Genomic DNA, 22,277 nt, shown 5'->3' on the forward strand with positions numbered 1-22,277 from the left:
GGCAAACTAAAATCTATTTTTTTTATGATAACAGCTATAAAAAACAACTCCCTATTAGATTTTGAAAACGAATTATGTTTAATCCTTAACACCTATTCTAATGAAATAGAAAAAGCAAAAAAGATTATTATTTTCATTGAAGATGTTCTCAAGCAGTTAACCGACTGGCTAAAAAATCATGTCTTCGAAAGCATTCAAGAAGAAATCAAATTCTTTAAAGAAATCAAACCCAATATAGTAGCCAAACTGATTTTCTATAAAGAAATACTTTTACTCGTTGCAACTCTTCCCCTAGACAAAAACAAGAAAATAAAACACTTTGAAAAAAAAATTGATGCAATAAATCAATTCCACAGAAGGAACAGAGAATTCATCAAATACATTAAAAGTCAATCTACTCATTTTGATGAATTATATTTTACAAGGAAAAAGTATAAAGACCTGTTCTTAAATGATTGTTCAGTTATAATTCATGATGCTAAACTATGCACATCACATGACTATTTGTTAGCAGAAGTAATTGCATTTGAATTATTAGCATTACACATCGAAAACCGAATTGATAATTTAAACCAATCGTGTGCAATCACCAACAATCAATTCCATTCCAATCTACACTGGACAGCAAAAAAAATCGATTTAATCGAACTCATTTATGCGTTACACGAATCTAAAGTGTTCGATAATGGTCAATCCGATATCAAAGAAATTACCCACGTTTTTGAAAAAGCATTTCAAATCGATTTAGGAGACAACATTACCAGAAGCTTTATCGATATCAAAAACCGCAAAACAGATCAAACGCGATTTTTAAATCAGTTGCAAGATGCACTGGAAACCAAAATCGAAAATGATTTAAATTAAAAACAACGAATTCCACTCAAAAAGTATAAAAATCGTTCCCAAGTTGGTACCAACTTGGGAACTTTTCTTTTTCAAATGCAATTGTTTTGTACCAAATAACTTCAAAACATAGCATTATGAACTTCAATCACAAAACCCTGTTCCCAGAAACGGACAACATTGAATTACTTAACCACCAAATGGTAACGAAACGAGATTTACTAAACTTTGGAAATCTACTACTAAACGAAATCAAAAACTCCACCACAAAAACAAACACATCGGACGATTTACCCAAGTCTTGGCTCAAATCAGCCGAAGTCCGTGAAATCCTAAGAATCTCTCCAGGAACATTGCAAAACCTCCGCATCAACGGAACACTAAAATACAAACGTATAGGTGGTATCATCTACTACAACTACGAAGACATCGTAAAAATGCTAGAAAAGTAATATGGAAGGAAACACAAACACCTGTAACGGCACCTGTGAAGTTTGCACCTGTAAATCGGACAAACAAAGTTGTCATACTGCGCTTGCCAAAGTATCTCCTACGAAGTAGGTTTTAACTTTTAAGCGCAGCTTAAAACCACAACCTGAAACTTGAAACTTTAAAACCATGAATTACATAAAACACCTAACCGGCTTCTTCGAAAAAGTAAGCGCCGATTACGACCTCAACCCAACCCACATAAGCCTCTACATGGCTATTTTCCAACTATGGAACCAAAACCGCTTTCAAAATCCAATCAGCATTTCACGAGACGAACTCATGCGCATCAGCAAAATTGCATCGACCGCAACCTACCACAAATGCATGAAAGATTTAACAGAAAGAGAATACGTTATTTACAAACCATCTTTCAACCCATTTAAAGGTTCTATTTTGGAAGTCTGCAACTTGGATTTTTACACCAAACCTGTTCCAAAAAAAGAGCTAAAAAAGCGTACAACCAAGTCAAAAAATGACCAAGTCATTGAACAGGTTAATGAACAGGTTACTAAACAAGCTCTAAACAAGCATCAAACAAGCTCTAAACATGTACCTTATATAAACAATATAAACAATACAAACATTATAAACTTAGCTAAGCAAGAAATTTCAAAAAATGAAAAAAAATTAATTTTTACAAATTCATTTTTTGATGAGGTTGAAGAAAAGGATTTAAAAGTTGAACTCAAAGAAGAAAAAAAGTTGCGCGAAAAAAAGAAGAAAGTTGAAATTGAGAAATCAAAACCCACTTTGGAAGAAGCACAAATCTACTTCCTCGAAAAAAACTTCACCGAAATCGAAGCACAACGGTTCTTTAACTATTTCGAAAGCAACGGCTGGTTAGTCGGTGGTAGAACCAAAATGAAAGATTGGAAAGCAGCAGCAAGAAATTGGATGCTTAACACAAAGAAGTTTGGAAACAAACCGAATAATTCTGTTAGAACAGAAACCAAAACAATAAATCTTAATCCAAACCACCTCCACGTAACAAATCAAAAAAACTATGGAGAAGCACTTTAACACCGTCAAAGACACTTTCGTTATTCAAAACGGATTCAAAGTTTACAACTTCAATTGGTGCTTAAACTACATCGAGTACCAGGGTAAACTCATCTACGGTCGCTCTTTCAAAATTGAAGTGGTTGACCATCAAACCATTCTCAAATTGGTAATTTATGCTATTCGAGACGAAAAAAAGGCTTTAGAGCTCAATTTAGACCTCAACAAAGGCATTTTGTTGTCGGGGCCAATTGGATGCGGGAAAACGTCAATTATGGCGTTAATTCGACCATTTTTTTACCACAAACACGACTACAAAATCAAGACATGTAGAGAAATATCTTTCGAATTCGCAAAAAACGGCTTCGAATCACTCCATCATTACACCCAAAAAGAACACACGCAATCACGTTTAACCGGCTACTGTTTCGACGACTTAGGAGCCGAACAAAACATCAAACACTACGGCAACGACCTCAATGTAATGGCAGAAATCATTATTTCACGCTACGAAGACTTCGTTCAAAATCAATCCATCACCCACATCACCACAAACCTTTCCGCAAGCGAAATCGAAGCCCTCTACGGCAACCGCCTCCGCTCAAGGATGAGATCAATGTTCAACCTCATCACCTTCAGCAATGAATCTAGGGATAAAAGATAATTTTCAATATTTCTAAAGAATTGAATTGTCATACTGAGCTTGTCGAAGTATCTCCTACGAAGTAGGCATTCCCTTTTAAGCGCAGCTTAAAACAAAACCTGAAACCTTAAACTTGAAACAAAATGAACAAACAATTAAACCCTCGCCAAATAAAAACCATCCAAAACTTCTGGAACTGGTTCCAAGACAACGAACAAGCCATCTACAACGCTTGCAAACTGGAAATCAACAAAGAAGAAGTGCTCTTTCACCTCGAAAGAAACCTCAATTACGTCTCAAAAAGAATTGAACATTTCATCACAAATCACCCACAAAACGAGAACAAACTCAAAGTATTTATTACAGCTCACGGCTACAGAAAACTATTCCCTAAAATGAGAGCTTTGGAAGAGAAAATCCCCATTTTAGAATACTTTTCAATTCAGGTATATATAGCACCATTTAACACGGAAGAGCCAACAATTCCCTACAATATGGTAGAAACAATCAAAAACACATTTATTAAATTAGAAGATTATAATACAGCTACTAAAAAAATAATTTTGACGCTGTATTGCCATGAAAAAATCATGCAGCTGAATATTAAAAAAGTTGAGCGACATGCCTATCTTTTATTACTATTCACACTCGGTGAAGTCAAATACAAAAAACATATCTATGACTTCAATTGCGAAGTAATTCCTCAAAACATTAACGGCTTACTCTCACTATCCGAACTCCCAGAATTCATTGACTACCTTGCAAAAATCAACTACAGTAGAAAACTAAAAATCTTCTTCGAATAACTCTAAAAAGTCCCATGTCATGCTGAACTCGTTTCAGCATCTTTTTTTTACTTGTCATTCCGCCAAAATAGGAATCTCCTACAAAGTAGGTATCAAATTTTAAGCGTAGCTTAAAACAACAACCCAATCACCAATCACCCATCACACAAAAAGAATCGCAAAGGCAACAGGCAAACTAGACAAACGTCAACGCGATAACAAAAACACACCAAGCCAAGCATACACCATCCTTAAAACCTCCAAAAAAGAAGTCATAAATATAAAAAAGCATAGAGTGGAAACTACTAATTATATTTTGTACTTACTTTTCTGCAAGTCAAAAAGCTAATAAATAACGAATAACTTGGAAAAATGATTGTTATTTCAAACAAAAATAGTAATTTTGTACAGAATAACAATCATTTTGTATGAATACTAAAAAGCAAACTATTTTTCCTAAGTACAATTTAGTATTGGAAAAAATGGGAGAAAATATCAAAATTGCCCGAAAACGACGCAAGTTAACCACAATGCAAGTAGCAGAACGTGCTGCGATTTCTCGTTCTACGTTGTATTTAATAGAGTCGGGAAATCCTAGTGTGGCAATGGGAGCTTACTTTAATGTATTACGAGTATTGGGGCTTCAAGATGATTTTTTAAAGTTAGCAGCTGATGACGAGCTAGGTAGAAGATTGCAAGATCTAGAACTTTTAAAGTAATAAGAAATGGCACTCAATAAAACAGATATTTATGTATATGCGCATTGGTTGGGTATGCAAGAACCGAAACTAATTGGCGTATTGTCTGCTCAACAAGCTAAAGGAAAAAAAGCATTTAGTTTTGAATATGATACCGCATGGCTTAAAACCGGACAAAAGTTTTTACTAGATCCAGATATCAGTTTGTTTTCAGGTGCGCAATACCCAAATCAAAAAGATAATTTTGGTATTTTTTTAGATAGTATGCCTGATACTTGGGGAAGAACACTTATGAAACGAAGAGCAGCACAATGGGCTCGAGAAAATAATACAAAAACGCCAACGCTTTATGATATCGATTTCCTTTTAGGAGTTTATGATGCAAGTAGGATGGGAGCATTGCGTTTTAAAACGGATCCAAATGGAGATTTTTTAGACAACAATAAAACAACTCCAACACCACCTTGGTCATCAATTAGAGAGCTTCAAGTAGCTGCTGAAAGCATAGAAGACGATAAAGACAATGATGAGGTAAAAAAATGGCTTTCTATATTGATTGCTCCGGGTTCTTCATTAGGAGGAGCCAGGCCTAAAGCCAATATCTTAGATACAGATAAAAACTTGTGGATTGCAAAATTTCCATCAAAGTCAGATACAATAGATAAAGCAGCTTGGGAATATTTAGCTTATGAATTAGCCATTCAAGCAGGAATCACAATGGCACCGTGTAAAATAGAAAAAATTAAGGGAAATTACCATACTTTTTTTACTAAACGTTTTGATAGGGAAAATGGAGAACGAATCCATTTTGCCTCAGCCATGACCATGACAGGAAATAACGAAGATACAATAAAAGACAATCATCCAAGTTACTTAGAAATAGCTGAATTTATAAGTAATCATGGTGTGAACATTGAAGCGAATCTACATCAACTATGGAGGAGAATCATTTTCAATATTAGCATTTCAAACACAGATGATCATCTTAGAAATCATGGTTTTATATTAACCGATGAGGGTTGGATATTATCTCCAGCGTATGATTTAAACCCTTCCATTGATAAAGACGGCTTATCATTAAATATCGATATGGATAATAATGAATTGGATTTCGAATTAGCCAAAAGTGTGGGAGCGTATTTCAGATTAAATGAAACACAAATGAACACCATAATCGATGAAGTTACAAGTGTGGTAAGGAATTGGAAAGAAGTGGCGAATAGAATTGGAATCACAAGAAGTGAACAACAATTAATGGAAAAAGCGTTTCGTTTTTAATGGATTAATCTAAAATTTAATAAACCTATAAAATAAAAACGGATAGGTTATTTTATTGCAATCGATTATTAAAATTAGAATCTAAACTAGAAGTTACATTTTCATCATTTTCAAATCTTCAATGAATTTTGTATTAATTTTTCTAAAAATTAAGAAAGACACTATAATTCGATTTTAATTTAGAACTATTGTATAATTAAGTATTTATACTGAGTTTAGTGCAAAAAATCTAAAGTAAATTTGAAAAATATATTAAACTATTTTAAAAATGAAAAAACTAACTACGATTTGTTTATTGGTACTTACTTTTTCAACAGCTATTGCACAGAAGAAAAAAGTAGCTGTTGTTACATTTTATGCCAATAAAATGGTTGAATTTAATGAATTAGGAGCCGGATTTGACTTTCTATTACAAGACATTTTGCAATTGCGTGACGATCCAAATTTTAATCTAACCCCTATTCTTAACACGTATCACGACAATTTTTTTAATGACTATTCAAAAGAGTTTCCATTTGAGTTACTTCCTGAATCTGAGGTTTTAAGTAATACTGAATATCAAAATTTTACACCAAAGTTTGATGTGAAAAATTATGACGCCGCTAATTATTTAATGCATAGCAATTATAAATACATATATGAAGGTTTTATGGGGCAAGCAAACGAGGTTGCAATGGCAAAAATGTTTGCAGATAAAGCAGACGGAGTAATGTTTGTATATGTCAATTTTGCATTTGAAAAGGGTTTTGGTATTGGAAGTACAATGACAATAAAAATGAGAGCTACAACTAGAGTAGCTTTATATAATAAATCAGGTGAAAAAGTTTTTGCATTCTATGAAAACGAGCGTTCTAAGAAAACGGGTGTAATGGTTGGAGGAGTTCCAGTTGTAAAACCAGAAAAAATCCTTCCAATGTGTGAAAGTGCTTTAGAAGAATTAATGGGCGATTTAAGAAAGCGAATAGCTAAGATTGTTAAAAAATCTGAAGTTAAATTGTAATAAAAAAAAGCCCTAAATAGTAAACTTACTTTTGGGGCTTTATTTATGAGTGTATATTATCTAATTTTTATATTTTATTAAATACTATTATTCTAGCGACACCTCCACTTGCATATTTTACTTTTAATGTAGTTTGATTTAAGACTAATATTTCATTAATAGTAGTGGAACTATCAAAAGTAATACTTAGTTGATTAGTTCCTGAAAGAGACCAATTACCTGAGTTTAAAAAATTCATACAATTGGAATTAATATCGGTATCATAAATATATTCTTTAATTTCTGAACTGCTTCTAAATTCAACATAATCAAAGCCACATTGTGGTGCAGCATTATCATAACTATCTAGAACTTCTTGTCCATTTATTATTGATCCTTCTTGTGAGAATCTCCAACTACCTAAAATTAATTCATGTTGTGAAGCTGAAGAGGAGTTGTCGTCATCTTTCGAACATCCAGTAAAACTAATGCTTAAAATAGTAGCTACTAATAAAAATAATTTTTTCATTTTTAAAATTTTTGAATTTTGAAAGGTAAAAGTAGCTGTAAAACAACTTGAAGTCAATACGTGTAAATACGTAATTATTGGTTTTTATGGTGCTTAATGATTTTCCAAACACCAACGATTAATAAAGTTCTGTTAACAATATTTAGCAAAAAGTTTAGCATCCAGGAGGTGAAAAACAATTCTTTATTGGTTAAATACAGATTATTAGCGTACAAGTATAAAATTATGGTACCACCATACATGAAAAGTAAGCCTACTATGAAGTAGACGTTAGGATTTTGTTTTCTTTCTTTTTGTATTGTTTTTCTCTCTAATTGTTTGAACCAAAGAATAGAAAAGGTAATGACTAAACATGTCGTAATGGCATTTAAATAAGCGCTAATGTCTAAAAAGGTCTTATCATTAAGATGTTGAAGATTGTAGACAAAAGTAGCTATAAAAAGGGCACTAAAAACTATAAAAAGCGCTTTGTATTTTTTATTAAGGATGTGATAAAAGTAATATTGTAAGGTGGTTATAGCTAAGATTTTGTACACCATAAACCAGTTGGTTGCATTAATTTTCAGTAAGTAAGTTCCAAAATATTCATAAAAACTGGCAATAAATACTACCACAACATAAGGGAATATTGGATTTTTTTTATCAAATTTAGTGTTGTTTTTCCAAATGAGTAGGAATGGAATTGTTCCTAAAATTAAGGCCGTATAAAACAGAAAGGCATATAGCGGAGACATGTACATCTTGAAGTATTTTTTTACAAATCAACAATGCTTAATTCAAAATTCCTAATAATTATAAATATATTTGAAAACTATAAATTAAAGATTTTATGCGATTACTTATAACAATAACAGTTCTATATTCATTAATCCCTCTTTTTGTGTATTGGTTTACAAAAAGTAGATTGAATAAAGAAATTAAACCAATTTTTCCGTTCATTGTTTTGTGTTTTATAGCAGGTCTTTACGAATTTATTTTTACAACTATTTTACGTTTTAATACGATTCCGTGGTTTTACACCTATGATTTATTAGCTTTTTTCTCCATTCAATATTTTTTTTATAATGTTCTCGATAAAAAAGTAAAGAAGTTGGTTTGGATTAGTTCTTGTTTGTATTTGATATTATTTACGTATGCAGTGATACATCATACCATAGAAAACTATTTGAATTACTTATCGTATATAACTTCATTCACAACTTTGTTGCAACTGATATACTCCATCAAGTGGTTCAAAAAAGTGTTTATGGAAACAACTTTAGTGTCTTTAGCTGATAGTCCTACATTTTATTTTGTTACAGGATTCTTGTTTTATTATTCAGGTGTAGTTGTTTTATTCTTATTGGCGCATTCAATTTATCATAATAATAATTCTCATTTACAATATTATTGGTTAATCAACTTATTCTTCAACATTTTTCATAAAACGGTTTTAATTATTGGAATATGGAAGGCAAGAAAAAATTAATTTTTTTCTTGTGTAATTTCAATTCTTAAAGATTATAAGTTAAACCTTAAATTAATTTAATTTTAAATGCAAATAGTAATTTACATAGCACTTTTTCAATCCTTATTGCCTTTATTATATTATGGGTGGATTAGGAAAAAAATAATTCAAGATAGTAAACCTATCTTACCTTTTATTATTTTATGTTTTATTGCTAGTTTGTATGAATTCATTTTTACCTTTACACTTTACATTAGTTCAACCATTTGGTTTTATGTATATGATTTTCTTGCTTTTTTTACTATTCAATATTTCTTTTATTACATTTTAGAACAGAAAATTAAGAAAATAGTATGGGGAAGTTCAATTTTATACCTCTTCTTGTTTTTGTACATCGTATTGCATCATACTAGGGAAAGGTTTTTAAACTCTATATCTTTTTTAGGAGTTTTAACCACAATTATCATCATTTATTATGCTATAACATGGTTTAAGATTACGATCACCGAGAAGGCTTATTCTTCATTGACTCAAAGTTCAAACTTTTATTTTGTTTCTGGTTTCATACTTTACTATACAGGTACTATTATTTTGTTTTTAATGGCCAATACAATATATGTAAATCAGAGAGAGTTCATATCCCATTATTGGATGTTTAATATTTTTTTTAACATTGTTCACAAAACATTTTTATTGGTTGGAATTTGGAAGCTTCAAAAACAACTGACAAAATAATTACGTGTAATTACTTACCTTTACTCTTCAGTTTACAACTATTTTAGCCAATTAATTTCAATTTCGAATGGATGTAGTAAAAGACATTAAAATTGCCTTTATTTTAGGAACTGCCATAATGCTTTTTTTAGTTTTTGGTTTATTGTTTTTAGTGCTTTTTTACCAAAATCATTTTATGAAAATGAAGCGAAATGAAGCAAATCTATTGCTAAAAACAGCTCTTGAAAGTGAAAAAAATGAACGAGAACGCATTGCTATTGATTTGCATGACGGCGTTCAAGGCGATTTAAATGCTTTGAAATTTACATTAGCAGGATTAGAAACTGGGGTATTAGATGAAAAGTTTAAAGCGCATATACAATTACTACAAAATACGTTACAACAAACAACAGAAAATGTTAGAGTAATTAGTCAAAAGTTAATGCCACCTTTGTTAGACCAAAAAGGATTGAGACCAGCACTGGAAGTCTATTTCGAATTTTTACAAACACATTCAGATGCAAAGCTCGATTTAAAGGGCGATCTAGATAATTTTGAGTTAAGCTCACACGAAAAATATGCCTTATTTCGTTTAATTCAAGAATTGATTCAAAACATGTTTAAACACGGACAAGTTTCAATGGTGCAATTAATGATAGAAAGTCAAACAAAAGAGCTACAAATCAAAATAACAGATAACGGTATACCGTTTGATTTCTTCTCTACTTTTGAAGCCAATCATAGTGGTGGTCTACAAAATATAATGTCGAGAATTAAAAGTATTGGTGCAACTATGAAACAATTATCTGATGATAAATCCAATACTTACATCATTCAATTAAAAAGAAAATAAAATGTTTAAAATTGCCCTTGTTGATGATCACGAATTATTTCGTAAAAGTCTAATTTTTGTTTTAGAACAAATAGAAACAATCGAAGTTGTTTTTGATACTAATGATGGTACTTTACTTTTACAATACTTACAAAACAATACGGTTGATTTGGTTTTATTAGACATTCAAATGCCAATTATGGACGGGTTTACGTTATGTAAAAAAATAAAACAACTAAAACCCGTTATTAAAATATTAACTGTTTCTCAATTAACAACAAAAGAATCCATACATCAAATCTTCGAATCGGGTGCTAACGGTTTTTTCTCCAAAAATTCTTCAACGGATTCTTTTAAAGAAGCTGTTTTGAGTATGATAGAGAAAGATTATTATTTTGATATCTCTTTGTCAGATGTAGTAAAAGAAGCAATGCTTTGGAAAGCGACACAAAATAATGATGACCAACAAATAAACAAAGACTTACTTTCACCTAGAGAAAAAGAAATCATTTTTTGGTCAGCTAAAGGTCTAACATGTCAGCAAATTGCAGACCATCTTTTCATCAGCAAAAGAACAGTGGAAACCCATAGAAAAACCATTATGGATAAAACCAGTTGTTTGAATTTTATTGAAGTAGTAGTTTACGGTTTAAAAGAACGTATTATCACACTTGATGACTTGTAAATAATTTTATATTAGGTGTTTATACGTATTGTTATATGAATTGAATTAGGTTACTTTGTTTTTATTTAGTAACTTTTGCTAATCTATCTAATAATATGGCATAAAAGTTGTAAAATTTCGCAAATAAACACATTGTGTGCTATTTTATCCAAAATCGTACAAATACCAAATTTCATGAAAATCTTAATTTACATAATTACATTTTTATTTGCAACATCTTGCCATTCGCAAGAAAAAAACACGCTACAAGCAACACAAGATGATGCTTTAACCATTGGCACAACAGGTGGAATGAATGGTGGATGCAAATTTTTAGAGCAACCTGTTTATTATGTAAACGAAAATTATATAATATATCAGGATTGTAATACCCGAAAAATACTTTATGCAGATATTTCCTCTTTTGAAATAGTAAAGTATTATGGTCAATATGGAATAGCTTTGGATAAAAATGGAGTATATGTACAAGGAAATTTTGTTGCTACAGATACTACAGGATTTACTTTTTTAGGCATAAATGAAAAAGATTTGTTGTGGAAAACCAATACTTCGGTTTACAAAAACACAACTGTTTTACCTAAACTTAATGCGAGTGAATTTACAAGATTATCTGACCAACAGAAAAAAAGTTACAGCGGAATTTATTTTAAAGACAACTCCAATATTTATTATTTCGACAAAAAAATTGAAGGTGCTGATCTTGCAACAGCCGATTTAATATACAACGACAATCGAATGTTCTATGATAAAAATTATATGTACAAAGATGGAGAAATTGTGTTCTTGGAAGCCGAACCTTTACTTTATGTGAATAACTCCTTGAAAAAAACAGCTACAAAGGTTCTTTATCACAATAAAGTAATTTCCAATATAGATACCAAAACATTAGTAGGGCTTTCTCGACATTATGCTAAAGATAAAAACAACGTATATAGTTCTTCATTTGGTGACGATATTAAAACATTACCCATAAACAAAGCTGACTTTAACAAATTAAAAGTTTGGGACCATACCAATTCTGCCTACATCACAGACGGAAAAAACTTATTTCGCTACAATGAAATTTTATCAAAAAATGAGTTTGACGTGGCGACCTTTGGTACTTTTGGATTTACAGATTTTGTTTATGACAAAAATGGCGTTTACACAAGACGTTATGACAAAGAATTAGATAAAGTAGTATATGATAAATTTCCCTTTAAATATACTGATGATGTAAGTAGCAAAAATTTACAAATTACAGAAGGCAGTAGCTTGTATGTTTATTATAACAATCAGGCGTATGAAGAAAGTACCAAAACACTTTATGAGAACTTAACACCTGAACAGATAGAAATTAGCAAAAACAGACCACATATACCAAATAATATGGTGCGTTTAGGTAAACTTAATAGCAAAGTTATTTTAAGAACACTTTACGACTACAAACTATCCAAAGATAATAATGCTGTTTATCATGATGGTAAAAAAACAAGTGCAGATCCAGTTACTTTTAGAAAGCTCGACAATAATTATTACATAGACAAAGACAATGTTTACCAATACAACCGAGAAAAAGGATTACTTGTAATAAATTACATTGATGTTGAAACCACAAAATACTTTAACGGTTTTATTATGGACAAAAATTATTTATATAGTAATGGAACACGAATCATCAAGAGCTATAAGTTAGAAATTTTAGCTTCATTTCCTGGTTATCGTTTGGGTTGTGGATTAGACGAAACACCAGGTTCTGATTTTTACTTATTTAGAAATGCTGAGGGATTTTGGTGGGTAAAAGTATCAAATGAAATCACAATTAGGTTTTTAGGAAAAACACTGAACAAGAAGTTAAGTCCTTTATTTGAAAATTTAGAGACACCTCAATAATGATAAAACTCCTTTACATAGTATTATCTCTTTTTCCTATTTTATCTTTTGGACAACAAACTTATAAAGTTACCGAAGGAGAATTGAAGTTTATTGTGCCAGGAAAAGGAATAATTATTAAAAAAGACAATCAATTTTTTGAAATGAAATTGAATGTTCTTTTTAATAAGTCAAAGAAATCTATTGAAACAAAACTCCAACCTATTTCAGAAGAATCATTGAAATTGTTTTGTAAAGGAAAATCTTTAGTTTCTTATTCGGATATTAAAGAAAATCATCATTTCAATGATTTACAGAAAATAAGTTTCAACTATACATATCGTTTAAGTAATGATGATAAAAAATACGATGAATATAAATTGTACTTGATAAATAAGAATTTCTTTGCCTATTTTACAAATAAGTATGAGGACAAAAATAAGTATACTGATATTGAAGAATACATGCCATTTATTATCATTGAATTTGAGAATAAAAAAATTATTTATACTTATGATAATGAAGAAATATTTATTATTCCAACCAATAAATTATATAAAATAATTCATCAATACGATTCGGAAAGCAAGGAATTTAAAACTGAAAAATTAAAAATCTCTAATGAAGAAATCTATAAATTTTCGCAACATGCATTTCATGATTTAGAAGATGAATTTTTTGTTGTTGATACATTGCCGTCAAAAAAAGTTAGGTTGAAAAACATTCATAATGAAATTTTAATTTCAGAAGCATATGATTCAATTGTATTAAGTTCGATAATTAAGTGTTTCAACAAAAATAAAATGGATTTATATAATTTATCATTTAATAAAATAAACAAGTTTCCTGTGCAAGCTTCTAAAGGACATTTAGGAAGTATCCAAATTCTTGAAAAGAATAAATTAAAATGGATAGATTGGACAGGTAAAGAAATAAAAAAAGGTTTTTCTTACCCAATAGTTTTACTTCCTGAAGCTCCGCAACATGAGTATAAGTATGAATTGGCTATTTCCAAGTCAAATGAAAAATTCATTTTGAAAGCAAGAAATATGGATGTTTTCGGATTGGAAACTAACACAACCGAAATAGATACTTTATCTTTAACAAATGCATTTGGGATTAAGAATTTCTATTTTGAAAATAACAATTCAAAAGATACAATTTCTTCTAATCAAGAATTTTATCATTTTGATAACTTTAAAACTAGAATTACAGAAATGGTTGATTTCAGTTATAATGTAATTTATTTTCAAAGAGATAATGGAACATTTGGAATGAGTTACTTAGGAAACTTTTATGCAAACAATGCAGATTTCAAAAAAAATATCGCATCTTCAGAATTCAATAATTTTAATGAATATCAAGAATTACAGTTTGTTGAGTTCAAGTATCCATTTTATAAGATGAAGAAAAATAATTTATTCAAGCTTTTTCCATTACATAAAGAATTTAGATACAAAAAACTCGAAGATTTTCAAGGAAACTTTGCTCGTTTTGAATTGCCTAATGGTAAAAATGGTTGGTTGAGTAAAGAAGGAAAGGAATATTTGGATGACTAAATCAAATACAAAATTTAAAATAAAAAAAGTAACAATAATTGTACTTGCTATCTTTAGTATGTCTTTTGTTAAAAGCGAATCACCTCTGGCTGTTTCTCAGAGTAGAGCAATACTAACTGCTGATATAATTTTTGAAGGACAAGTTATAAAATACGACAATACAGAAGTAACCATCGAAATAATAAAGCCAATTTGGAACGACTTAAAGAATAAAGCAATTTTAAAACAATCAGAATTAGTATTACCTCGAAGTAGTAAAACTCATTATTCATTGAGAGGACAAATTCCAGATGTCAATCAAAAAGCAATTTTTGCTTTAAAATTTGATCCCAAAACCAAAAAACTGAAGCATTTTTTTTATGATTGGTATATTACAAAAATACAATACAGAGCTACACAATATTATATTGCTGGGAAATATAGTAAAGCTGAACAACAATACATTTCATCAGAAGAAGTAATTTTAGGAATAAAAATTTTAAGAAATAGTTTTCATAAAATTGAGGAACTTTTCCCCGAACGCGCTCCAGTGAATTCAAAAGTTACATTAAAAGCAATTGAACAAGCAAAAGAGAGCAATAACGCAGTAAAAATTTGGATAGATGATATAGAAGCCTACAATGCAGCTTTAACCGAGTAAACACATATTTCACATGAAACAACTTCTTTTACTATCATTTTTTCTTTTTTCTATTATATCTTTTGGTCAACAAATTACAGTAAATGGAAAAGTAACCGACGGAAAAACAGGAGAACCACTTCCTGGAGCAGAAGTTCGAATTTATAAAACCAACAAAGGTTGTAATACTGATATAGATGGAAATTATGTTTTAGAAGTTTCTTTAAATGATACTTTGGTATTTAGTTTCACGGGTATGAAATCCCAAAAAATAAAAGTAGATAAGCAAGAAATTCAGGTGAAATTATTTGAAATTGATCCGATACATGAATCATTTGATCCAGCATATTATATTCGTAGAATTAAAAAGTTGGAAGCAACAACAATGGTCACTAAAGAAGACATTGAAAACGCAAATAATCCAAAATATAAATTTAAAAAGAATGCTAAAAATAATGTTTTTGTAATTTTTGTTTCAGAATTGACTTCGAATGATTTAAACGATGAAGATTTAAAATTTGAACAAAAATATAATGTGAAATATTCTTCAATTGGTAATTACAAAAACGATTATTTAAAAAAATACAACAAGCTAACTTTTAAACACCTTAAAAAGAAATTCAAGAAATCTTGGCTTTCAGAAATCAGAAAAGATGCGGTTGGTTTAAAGAAAGAATAAATACAGTACACAAAAGCCATTTATATAATTTCTGGGGGTTTACCAAACTAAAACTTTCGGCTTAAAATAATCATTAATAACAACTGGATAGTGATGGGCCTATAATCTACAACGACCCTCTTAACATAAGGTTTCTATTGAGTAGATCCTAATTGCCTCGCCCTAAAATAAGGTCATCTCTTGATGTTTTATACTACAATAGAATTCCAAAAGACGTTGTTTTACTTTTAAAATTTACGTGTTTATACGTATTGTAAGTAATTTTTGATATTGGTTACTTTGTTATAAACAATAAATAACTATTTATCATGATTAAAATTTTACCATTTGCCCTTTTATTTTCAACCCTCAATATATTTTCACAAGGAGGAAGTCTAGATACTTCTTTTGGTACAGGAGGAAAAGTAACAACATCAATAAATTCTGGTGCTGATATTGCTTATGCTACTGTTTTACAATCTGATGGAAAAATTCTTGTTTCAGGAACTACCAATAGTAGTATTTCAGGAAAAGATTTCTTTTGTATTAGATATAATACGGATGGAACATTAGATACTTCATTTGGTACAAACGGAATTGCTACATTTGATTTACAAGGTGGTAGTGATGATGTTGCTTATGCTATGTCACTTTTATCAGATGGTAATATTCTTTTAGCTGGTTTTTCTGATGATGGTAGTAATAAAAATGCCGCTATTATCCGTATTACATCTAATGGAACTTTAGATACAACTTTTGGAACTGCAGGAAAAGTTTATACTGAATTTATTTCGGGTAGAGCTGATGAAATTAAAGTAATTAAAATTCACGCTTTAACAGGCAATTTAATTGTGGGCGGAACATCTTCTGCAACTTCTACAAATTCTCAAGGTGTTATTGCAAGATATACAAGCAATGGTGTTCTTGATACTAATTTTAATACCACTGGAATTGTTACCTTGCCTAATGGTTCTGGTAGTGGGACTTACTTTCATACAATTGAAGATTTAGCAGTAAAATCAAATGGTAAAATTTCAGCAGTAGGTTGGATCAATCAACAAGGTTTATCTTGGAGTGCTAATCATTACGGATGTAGATTAAACAGTAATGGTTCCTTAGATACAACATTTTCAACGGATGGATTAATTGTAACAAATGGAGGCTTTAACGGAGATGATAAATCATTTTCAATAATTTTGAATTCAGATGATAGTTTTTTATTTGCCGGTGGTGGTTATTTAACAGATTTGCAGTATGATTATTTTTTAGGTTTATATAATTCTTCTGGTTCTACTGCTCAAGGTAAAGCATCATTTAATTTTGCTACACTAAATAAAGATATTATTTATGGCACGGGTGTAGATAGCACAGGCAAGATTGTTATGGTCGGTTCAAGTGTTGCTTCAGTTAGTAGCTCAACTTTTGGCTTGGCTAGAGTGAATTCTGATTATACTGTAGATACTTCATTTGGAACTTCTGGTAAAGTAACAACTACTTTTGGTACCAATACAACAAATGAGGCTTTTGATATGGCAATTCAATCGGATGATAAAATTATTGCTGTAGGTTACACAGGTAATGATATTGCAATAGCTCGATATAATAATGCAACTTTATCAGCTAATGATTTTGATAAAAATACAATTACAATTTATCCAAATCCAGTTAAAAATACATTACATCTAGATTTATCAAATCATTCTGAAAATTTAGGAAAAGAATTTCAAATTTTTGATGCTAATGGAAGAGTTGTTTTAAAAGGTAAAATAGATGAAATTAATAAAGCTCTTGATGTTTCAAGTATGCAAAATGGATTATATTTTATAAAAATTGGAGAAGTTTTAAGTAAGTTTGTTAAGCAATAAACACTTGAAAAAAAGTAACTGTAAAAGTTGCTTTTTTTTTTACAACATAAATTACCAGTTATAATAAATAAAAATTACTTTAATTCACTAGTTATGGATAATGATAAATTGATTGAAAAAGTATTTGAAATGCTCAAAAAAAATGAACTTTCTTATCGTATTGATAATTCTTTAAAAGCTTATAATCTCACTACTTCAGAAATTTCTATTATTAGAGAAGAAGCTACAAGAAAATATAAGTACTATGTTGTTGAAACCCTAAAAAAGCGAAATAAAATTTGTTTTTACATCGGTGTAGGTTTAATCGTTTTGGTATCCATACTTTTCTTTTTTTATTTACCTACAACTAGTATAGTTGATAACGTAACTTTAATATCAATTTTTGGTGCAGTTTTATTGAGTTTTTCTATCTATTTTTCATACGTTTTTTATAACTCATGGTATCCTGAAAATATTTCCGAAAACGCTACTCTTGATTTTGATCTTGGTGGCTTTTTCTCTTTTTTTGTTCCATTAGCTTTTATTCCAAGTTTTATTTTTTTCTTTTTAATTCAAAATCGTATTGAAAATGGAGCTAAAAAAACACTTATAGAAACTAAAGTTGAAACAGTAGGGGTAATAACGTCAGGAGCTTTTTATGAGTCAAGAAGCTTAAAAGGGAGACGTTCTAATGATGCTGAGATTACGGTTAAGTTTATAACAAAAGATAAAGATAAAAGAACAATAAAAAAGACTATTGAAATTATGCCTAATGAGTTTAACAATTATTACAAAGGGCAAAAAGTCAATTTAATTTACTCAAGTGTAAACCCGTATAATTTTATGCTTCTGAATTCTGATGAAGAAGTAAGGGCTATTTTTAAAACAGAAGAAAGAGCAATAGTTTTTGATGATTTAACTGCTTTTTTAGAAAAAAATCAAAAGCAAATTTCGGAGAAACTTAATACTATCTCTTATGGTTGGAATTACGATTCAAACAAGAACTCATGGATCAATTCAAGCAGAGAATCTTTAATAATGAAGAAAGATTCCGATATTTTGTTTTTTCCTCGAAAAGGGATGGAAATGTTTTTAGATAATTATTTAAGAAAAAATCAATATGTAAAAGTTAACGAAGATATTCCAGGGGTAATAGATTGTTATGAAAAATCAAATTTTAGAGTTGAAAAAATGTCGTTAAGACAAGGTACTGAAATTCAATTTTTCTACAGAATTTATAAAGTTAATTAGATGATTTTAGGATTAGTCACAATTAAACCATACAAGAAGTTGAATAATCAATTTATTGGAACTCAATTTTTTGTTTTAGGAATTCCGTTGTTTCCATTAAATAGCTATTTTTTTATTGATAATAACTCAATGCAAAGTATAGAAATAGGAATTCATAACGGACACATTATTAAGATATACTCTAGTATTTTAGTTTTTATTTTATCAGTCCTATTATTTATACCTCAATTTATTGAAATTGAAACTATTTTTAAGTTTTTGATTTTGTCAATTATGATGGGGCTTCTAGTTGGTCTTTTCATAAAATATGACGCTGATTCAGAGGAGGAAAAAGATTTAAGATTAAAAATTGGTCAAATAGTTGGAATTAATCTTTTACCTAAAGAAATGGATATTAGAACTTCAATTTCTTTAAAAAATCAATTTATTAAAACACTTCAAATAAAATGTAATACTATCAAATATTTCAATGAAATTTTAGATACTGAATTATACACTAAGAATGATTTGGCTCTAATTTTTATTATCTTGCTTTATGAGTATCGAATAAATCCTAATTTTAAGAACAAAGAAAGAATGGTTTATTTTTACAACAAAGCATACGGAAATCCATTTCCAAATATTCTCATTAAACATTAAATTAACGATATGAATTTTTTTAAAAAACTTTTTTCTTCAAAACAGGAAAAACAAGAAACTACAAAAGCAAAAAATCACGATGCTCCAAAATTTGATGCTATTTATACAGATGAATATTTTAATAAAAGATATCAAGAGGAAAATATTTATGATGAAAACGGAATTCTAGATGGTTGTTTAAAGATGATTGAGGGATATTTTATAGACAATAAAATAGAAAAATTAAATAAAGAGATTAGCAATCACCCTGAGAATTTAGATCAAGTTGTTGACGAAGGTTTTGGATTCAGTTTATACTGTAGAGCCTTTGAATTAAGTGATAAAGAGGCTACGTTGTTTTTAAGTCATGCATTTAGCGATTTTATAATAAAAAAATACGGTTTTAAATTATTTAGCGATAACGAACCCGAATTTCCTTTACGCTTTTTAACATTAAAGTACGATAATAACGGAGCAGTTGTTTCAATATATCCCTATGAATATGCAGCTAAGGTTTTAAATTATGAAGCTAAATTCGTTGATTTACATAACCGTATTGAGGCAAATATTGGTAATCTACCCTCTGTGAAAGATGTTTTAGATAGCTTCATTAATTCAGCAAAAGAAGAGTAATAAGTTCACGATATGGAAATACATCCATTTTATATCTTTTCAGTTTTCATAATTATTTTCATTTTAGTAGTTATGAAACGCTTTTTTTCTGTTCCAAGAGCCGAACGTAAAGCTTTAGCTCAATCGGAGGAAGGTAAAAAATTAAAAGAGTTTGCACTTCATCATTTTAATGAATTAAAAAAAATAAATCCATCAGCTACTTTAGAAGATGATTTTCCTGAAAATGTATTTCCTTCGGCATTAATAAAAATTCTGAAAACAGAAAATCCTTCACGTGAGGAACAAATTGAGGCTATTACTTCAATTAATATGCATTTTACACAACAACAAAAAACAAATGACATTAATTACATTAATAAGAGGGTCAAAGTTCAACGCAATTCTATTTTCATTGATAACAGTTTTTCATTAAGAAACAGACAAATTGAAATTGAACCTATTATCGAATTAGAAGGAGAAATTCCATCAATTTCAATTTATGAAGGCAGCAAATTAATTCGTAAATTTAGTATTGAACCATTAAAGAGTAATTCTAATTTAAATGGTCAATACTTACATAGTTCCATAAGAATAAATGCTAATTCTTCAGTTCAAATTGACGGTATAATTTCTAATTCTAGTAGTGAATTTGATAAAAATGGAGAAGGAATACGATTCCAACCTTTCTTCTTATCGGATAAAGAGGAAGAAAATCAAAAGTTAAAAGGATTAGGAATGTTTGATAGAGGTTTGCACTATGTGGGATTGGTTACTCCTTCAAACGTTCGATTAGTGTGCACTTGTGATGAATGTTCTAAAAGTTTTGGCGTAGAATTTATTCACGCTGGTTTCGCTGAGGTACAATATTTCTATTCTTCGAATTCAAAGGAAACCTTAATTGTACCTTATGATAATAAACTTAGTCCAGTTCCACATCAAACCCAAAAAGATTTTGATGAAAATCTATTAATTGAAATAGAAAGTAAATTGCCAACAACAATTGATGGTAAATTTGAATATTACAATGCGTTCAAATGTCCTCATTGCTTTGCAGATTTTATTAATTTTAGAAATAATAAAGAATTAAGGCAAAAAGAATATTATGCAAATTATTATATTAATAACAATCTAAGAAGGTTAGGTTAGGTTCGCAATTCAAATTTTAATGTATTCAATAAACAAATGAAAAAGATATATTTAGATTCCAATTTGTTTTGGTTAGCTTCAAAATTCATTTTCACCTTTTTTTTGATATTCTTTCCCGGATATGTTTTATTACTCGGGGGTTTAAAAATAGAAGAGTTGTTTTACACTCTGTTCTTGTTTTTTGAAGGTATAATTTTAGCAATCACACTAAAAGAAGTTTTTGTTAAAAATGCCGATTTATCTGGCTTAAGAAAACTTTCAGGGGGTATTTTAATGCTCTTCGGACTGGGATTAATGATTTTTCTCCTTACTTTGTCAAAAGGAAGTAGAAATGATTTATACGGGTTAGGACTGTTTTTATCGTTATGGATGTTCCTAGCAGGTATTTATGATATATTGGGTGTAAAAAAAGAAGAAGAGAATTAATTTTAGAATAGATGGGACATAATATTTCGGGTATTGCAATAAATATAAATTTTGAAAACAATGTAGAAGAGTTGTCAAAGCTTTTAGGTGTAGAACTTCAAATTGAAAATGAAATTATTTTTGAAGAAGCCAGTGAAAATTGGAAAGAGGAAGGATATTTTGATGTGTATTTTTCCAAAAACGGAACTTTAATTTTCGCTAACATAGATTATTGTTTAGAACCTTATTCTCATAAAGAAACTAACATACTAACATTTGCACTATCCGAAACATCAATGACTTTTAACATCGGCTATACTGAAAATGATGTATTAGTTCGAAGCATTATGAAAGTTAACGATGACATATTAGATGAAGAAGGAGCGCCACTACAATGCGAAATAGATAATGAGGATGATATGACCGAGGCTATTTTTGATCAAATAGGAGAGGTCATCGGAACACACTTTTATGAAATTGAGTTAGATGAAAAAGCATATCGATTTTCATTAAAAAATACAGCATCAGTTGAGCAGCCAACGCAAGTTCAAGTGGAAGATGAATCAGCAATTTCTAAATTAGAACCAGAAGTAACAAAAGAAGTTCCACAGCAGTTGTTCAATGCCAAAACAAATAATCCAGAAACAGCAAATAAAGGTATTGGTATGGAATTAATAATTGGTGTTGCAATTGTAATCATTGCAATGCTAATAGGCTTAATCTATGTAATAGTTTCAATAATTAATCTTCCTTAAAAACAAGTTCAATCTTTTATTTCATGAATCAAAAC

General features: G+C 29.7%; 24 protein-coding genes. 22 read left to right on the plus strand and 2 right to left on the minus strand.

Annotated features, from left to right (window positions below):
* Nucleotides 1-24: 24 nt before the first annotated feature.
* The 8 genes from LOS86_RS07110 (at nucleotide 25) to LOS86_RS07145 (ending at nucleotide 6,738) form a co-directional block, all read left to right on the plus strand.
* Nucleotides 25-864: an RteC domain-containing protein gene (locus LOS86_RS07110; RefSeq protein ID WP_231841395.1), complete on the plus strand. Its 840-nt coding sequence runs from the start codon at nucleotides 25-27 to the stop codon at nucleotides 862-864.
* Nucleotides 865-980: 116 nt separating this feature from the next.
* On the plus strand, nucleotides 981-1,295 hold the full coding sequence (locus LOS86_RS07115) for a helix-turn-helix domain-containing protein (RefSeq protein ID WP_231841396.1): 315 nt from the start codon (nucleotides 981-983) through the stop codon (nucleotides 1,293-1,295).
* Between the two features lie 166 nt (nucleotides 1,296-1,461).
* The gene (locus tag LOS86_RS07120) at nucleotides 1,462-2,355 is read left to right on the plus strand and encodes a transcriptional regulator (RefSeq protein WP_231841397.1); all 894 of its coding nucleotides are present in this window, start codon (nucleotides 1,462-1,464) and stop codon (nucleotides 2,353-2,355) included.
* Nucleotides 2,339-2,998 (plus strand): ATPase, encoded by a 660-nt coding sequence (locus tag LOS86_RS07125; RefSeq protein WP_231841399.1) that lies wholly within the window; start codon nucleotides 2,339-2,341, stop codon nucleotides 2,996-2,998. Before LOS86_RS07120 ends, LOS86_RS07125 begins: the two co-directional genes overlap by 17 nt.
* 122 nt (nucleotides 2,999-3,120) lie before the next feature.
* Nucleotides 3,121-3,783 carry a hypothetical protein gene (locus LOS86_RS07130; protein ID WP_231841400.1) on the plus strand — a complete coding sequence of 221 codons (663 nt, stop codon included), beginning with the start codon at nucleotides 3,121-3,123 and terminating at the stop codon, nucleotides 3,781-3,783.
* Nucleotides 3,784-4,190: 407 nt separating this feature from the next.
* Nucleotides 4,191-4,481, plus strand: coding sequence for a helix-turn-helix domain-containing protein (locus tag LOS86_RS07135; protein WP_231841402.1), 291 nt, complete (start codon nucleotides 4,191-4,193; stop codon nucleotides 4,479-4,481).
* Nucleotides 4,482-4,487: 6 nt separating this feature from the next.
* On the plus strand, nucleotides 4,488-5,738 hold the full coding sequence (locus LOS86_RS07140) for a type II toxin-antitoxin system HipA family toxin (RefSeq protein ID WP_231841404.1): 1,251 nt from the start codon (nucleotides 4,488-4,490) through the stop codon (nucleotides 5,736-5,738).
* A 268-nt stretch (nucleotides 5,739-6,006) separates the two neighbouring features.
* The gene (locus LOS86_RS07145; protein ID WP_231841406.1) at nucleotides 6,007-6,738 is read left to right on the plus strand and encodes a hypothetical protein; all 732 of its coding nucleotides are present in this window, start codon (nucleotides 6,007-6,009) and stop codon (nucleotides 6,736-6,738) included.
* 67 nt (nucleotides 6,739-6,805) lie between these two features.
* On the opposite strand, the gene LOS86_RS07150 is transcribed toward LOS86_RS07145, so the two are convergent.
* Together LOS86_RS07150 and LOS86_RS07155 are read right to left on the minus strand one after the other, a co-directional pair.
* Nucleotides 6,806-7,246, minus strand: coding sequence for a lipocalin family protein (locus LOS86_RS07150; protein ID WP_231841408.1), 441 nt, complete (start codon nucleotides 7,244-7,246; stop codon nucleotides 6,806-6,808).
* 74 nt (nucleotides 7,247-7,320) lie between these two features.
* On the minus strand, nucleotides 7,321-7,986 hold the full coding sequence (locus LOS86_RS07155; protein WP_231841410.1) for a hypothetical protein: 666 nt from the start codon (nucleotides 7,984-7,986) through the stop codon (nucleotides 7,321-7,323).
* An 89-nt stretch (nucleotides 7,987-8,075) separates the two neighbouring features.
* On the opposite strand from LOS86_RS07155, the gene LOS86_RS07160 reads away from it, so the two are divergent.
* The 14 genes from LOS86_RS07160 (at nucleotide 8,076) to LOS86_RS07225 (ending at nucleotide 22,242) form a co-directional block, all read left to right on the plus strand.
* On the plus strand, nucleotides 8,076-8,714 hold the full coding sequence (locus LOS86_RS07160; RefSeq protein ID WP_231841412.1) for a hypothetical protein: 639 nt from the start codon (nucleotides 8,076-8,078) through the stop codon (nucleotides 8,712-8,714).
* Between the two features lie 781 nt (nucleotides 8,715-9,495).
* Nucleotides 9,496-10,260, plus strand: a complete 765-nt coding sequence (locus tag LOS86_RS07165; protein WP_231841413.1) for a sensor histidine kinase — start codon at nucleotides 9,496-9,498, stop codon at nucleotides 10,258-10,260.
* Between the two features lies 1 nt (nucleotide 10,261).
* Nucleotides 10,262-10,924: a response regulator transcription factor gene (locus LOS86_RS07170; RefSeq protein WP_231841414.1), complete on the plus strand. Its 663-nt coding sequence runs from the start codon at nucleotides 10,262-10,264 to the stop codon at nucleotides 10,922-10,924.
* A 174-nt stretch (nucleotides 10,925-11,098) separates the two neighbouring features.
* On the plus strand, nucleotides 11,099-12,796 hold the full coding sequence (locus LOS86_RS07175) for a DKNYY domain-containing protein (RefSeq protein WP_231841415.1): 1,698 nt from the start codon (nucleotides 11,099-11,101) through the stop codon (nucleotides 12,794-12,796).
* The gene (locus tag LOS86_RS07180) at nucleotides 12,796-14,334 is read left to right on the plus strand and encodes a hypothetical protein (RefSeq protein ID WP_231841416.1); all 1,539 of its coding nucleotides are present in this window, start codon (nucleotides 12,796-12,798) and stop codon (nucleotides 14,332-14,334) included. Before LOS86_RS07175 ends, LOS86_RS07180 begins: the two co-directional genes overlap by 1 nt.
* Before the next feature lie 58 nt (nucleotides 14,335-14,392).
* Nucleotides 14,393-14,974, plus strand: coding sequence for a hypothetical protein (locus tag LOS86_RS07185; protein WP_231841417.1), 582 nt, complete (start codon nucleotides 14,393-14,395; stop codon nucleotides 14,972-14,974).
* Nucleotides 14,975-14,987: 13 nt separating this feature from the next.
* Nucleotides 14,988-15,632: an FEKKY domain-containing protein gene (locus tag LOS86_RS07190; RefSeq protein WP_231841418.1), complete on the plus strand. Its 645-nt coding sequence runs from the start codon at nucleotides 14,988-14,990 to the stop codon at nucleotides 15,630-15,632.
* A gap of 308 nt (nucleotides 15,633-15,940) precedes the next feature.
* Complete coding sequence (locus LOS86_RS07195; RefSeq protein ID WP_231841419.1) at nucleotides 15,941-17,476, plus strand: T9SS type A sorting domain-containing protein; 1,536 nt, start codon at nucleotides 15,941-15,943, stop codon at nucleotides 17,474-17,476.
* Between the two features lie 93 nt (nucleotides 17,477-17,569).
* Nucleotides 17,570-18,706: an MFS transporter gene (locus LOS86_RS07200; RefSeq protein ID WP_231841420.1), complete on the plus strand. Its 1,137-nt coding sequence runs from the start codon at nucleotides 17,570-17,572 to the stop codon at nucleotides 18,704-18,706.
* Nucleotides 18,707-19,345 carry a hypothetical protein gene (locus LOS86_RS07205; RefSeq protein ID WP_231841421.1) on the plus strand — a complete coding sequence of 213 codons (639 nt, stop codon included), beginning with the start codon at nucleotides 18,707-18,709 and terminating at the stop codon, nucleotides 19,343-19,345.
* Between the two features lie 9 nt (nucleotides 19,346-19,354).
* The gene (locus LOS86_RS07210; protein WP_231841423.1) at nucleotides 19,355-19,957 is read left to right on the plus strand and encodes a hypothetical protein; all 603 of its coding nucleotides are present in this window, start codon (nucleotides 19,355-19,357) and stop codon (nucleotides 19,955-19,957) included.
* Between the two features lie 72 nt (nucleotides 19,958-20,029).
* Nucleotides 20,030-21,082 (plus strand): hypothetical protein, encoded by a 1,053-nt coding sequence (locus LOS86_RS07215; RefSeq protein ID WP_231841425.1) that lies wholly within the window; start codon nucleotides 20,030-20,032, stop codon nucleotides 21,080-21,082.
* Between the two features lie 36 nt (nucleotides 21,083-21,118).
* Entirely contained in the window at nucleotides 21,119-21,508 is a 390-nt protein-coding gene (locus tag LOS86_RS07220; protein WP_231841427.1) for a hypothetical protein, read from the plus strand.
* Between the two features lie 11 nt (nucleotides 21,509-21,519).
* Nucleotides 21,520-22,242: a hypothetical protein gene (locus LOS86_RS07225; protein WP_231841429.1), complete on the plus strand. Its 723-nt coding sequence runs from the start codon at nucleotides 21,520-21,522 to the stop codon at nucleotides 22,240-22,242.
* Nucleotides 22,243-22,277 lie beyond the last annotated feature (35 nt).

The organism is Flavobacterium cyclinae, assembly GCF_021172145.1.
Lineage (GTDB): Bacteria > Bacteroidota > Bacteroidia > Flavobacteriales > Flavobacteriaceae > Flavobacterium > Flavobacterium cyclinae.

Coding starts and splice junctions, on each gene's coding strand:
- LOS86_RS07205 (WP_231841421.1), top strand. CDS start 18,707: ATGATTTTAGGATTAGTCACAATTAAACCATACAAGAAGTTGAATAAT.
- LOS86_RS07225 (WP_231841429.1), top strand. CDS start 21,520: ATGGGACATAATATTTCGGGTATTGCAATAAATATAAATTTTGAAAAC.
- LOS86_RS07160 (WP_231841412.1), top strand. CDS start 8,076: ATGCGATTACTTATAACAATAACAGTTCTATATTCATTAATCCCTCTT.
- LOS86_RS07120 (WP_231841397.1), top strand. CDS start 1,462: ATGAATTACATAAAACACCTAACCGGCTTCTTCGAAAAAGTAAGCGCC.
- LOS86_RS07155 (WP_231841410.1), bottom strand. CDS start 7,986: ATGTACATGTCTCCGCTATATGCCTTTCTGTTTTATACGGCCTTAATT.
- LOS86_RS07215 (WP_231841425.1), top strand. CDS start 20,030: ATGAAACGCTTTTTTTCTGTTCCAAGAGCCGAACGTAAAGCTTTAGCT.
- LOS86_RS07145 (WP_231841406.1), top strand. CDS start 6,007: ATGAAAAAACTAACTACGATTTGTTTATTGGTACTTACTTTTTCAACA.
- LOS86_RS07180 (WP_231841416.1), top strand. CDS start 12,796: ATGATAAAACTCCTTTACATAGTATTATCTCTTTTTCCTATTTTATCT.
- LOS86_RS07220 (WP_231841427.1), top strand. CDS start 21,119: ATGAAAAAGATATATTTAGATTCCAATTTGTTTTGGTTAGCTTCAAAA.
- LOS86_RS07190 (WP_231841418.1), top strand. CDS start 14,988: ATGAAACAACTTCTTTTACTATCATTTTTTCTTTTTTCTATTATATCT.
- LOS86_RS07130 (WP_231841400.1), top strand. CDS start 3,121: ATGAACAAACAATTAAACCCTCGCCAAATAAAAACCATCCAAAACTTC.
- LOS86_RS07185 (WP_231841417.1), top strand. CDS start 14,393: ATGTCTTTTGTTAAAAGCGAATCACCTCTGGCTGTTTCTCAGAGTAGA.
- LOS86_RS07140 (WP_231841404.1), top strand. CDS start 4,488: ATGGCACTCAATAAAACAGATATTTATGTATATGCGCATTGGTTGGGT.
- LOS86_RS07200 (WP_231841420.1), top strand. CDS start 17,570: ATGGATAATGATAAATTGATTGAAAAAGTATTTGAAATGCTCAAAAAA.
- LOS86_RS07165 (WP_231841413.1), top strand. CDS start 9,496: ATGGATGTAGTAAAAGACATTAAAATTGCCTTTATTTTAGGAACTGCC.
- LOS86_RS07115 (WP_231841396.1), top strand. CDS start 981: ATGAACTTCAATCACAAAACCCTGTTCCCAGAAACGGACAACATTGAA.
- LOS86_RS07175 (WP_231841415.1), top strand. CDS start 11,099: ATGAAAATCTTAATTTACATAATTACATTTTTATTTGCAACATCTTGC.
- LOS86_RS07170 (WP_231841414.1), top strand. CDS start 10,262: ATGTTTAAAATTGCCCTTGTTGATGATCACGAATTATTTCGTAAAAGT.
- LOS86_RS07210 (WP_231841423.1), top strand. CDS start 19,355: ATGAATTTTTTTAAAAAACTTTTTTCTTCAAAACAGGAAAAACAAGAA.
- LOS86_RS07150 (WP_231841408.1), bottom strand. CDS start 7,246: ATGAAAAAATTATTTTTATTAGTAGCTACTATTTTAAGCATTAGTTTT.
- LOS86_RS07125 (WP_231841399.1), top strand. CDS start 2,339: ATGGAGAAGCACTTTAACACCGTCAAAGACACTTTCGTTATTCAAAAC.
- LOS86_RS07110 (WP_231841395.1), top strand. CDS start 25: ATGATAACAGCTATAAAAAACAACTCCCTATTAGATTTTGAAAACGAA.
- LOS86_RS07135 (WP_231841402.1), top strand. CDS start 4,191: ATGAATACTAAAAAGCAAACTATTTTTCCTAAGTACAATTTAGTATTG.
- LOS86_RS07195 (WP_231841419.1), top strand. CDS start 15,941: ATGATTAAAATTTTACCATTTGCCCTTTTATTTTCAACCCTCAATATA.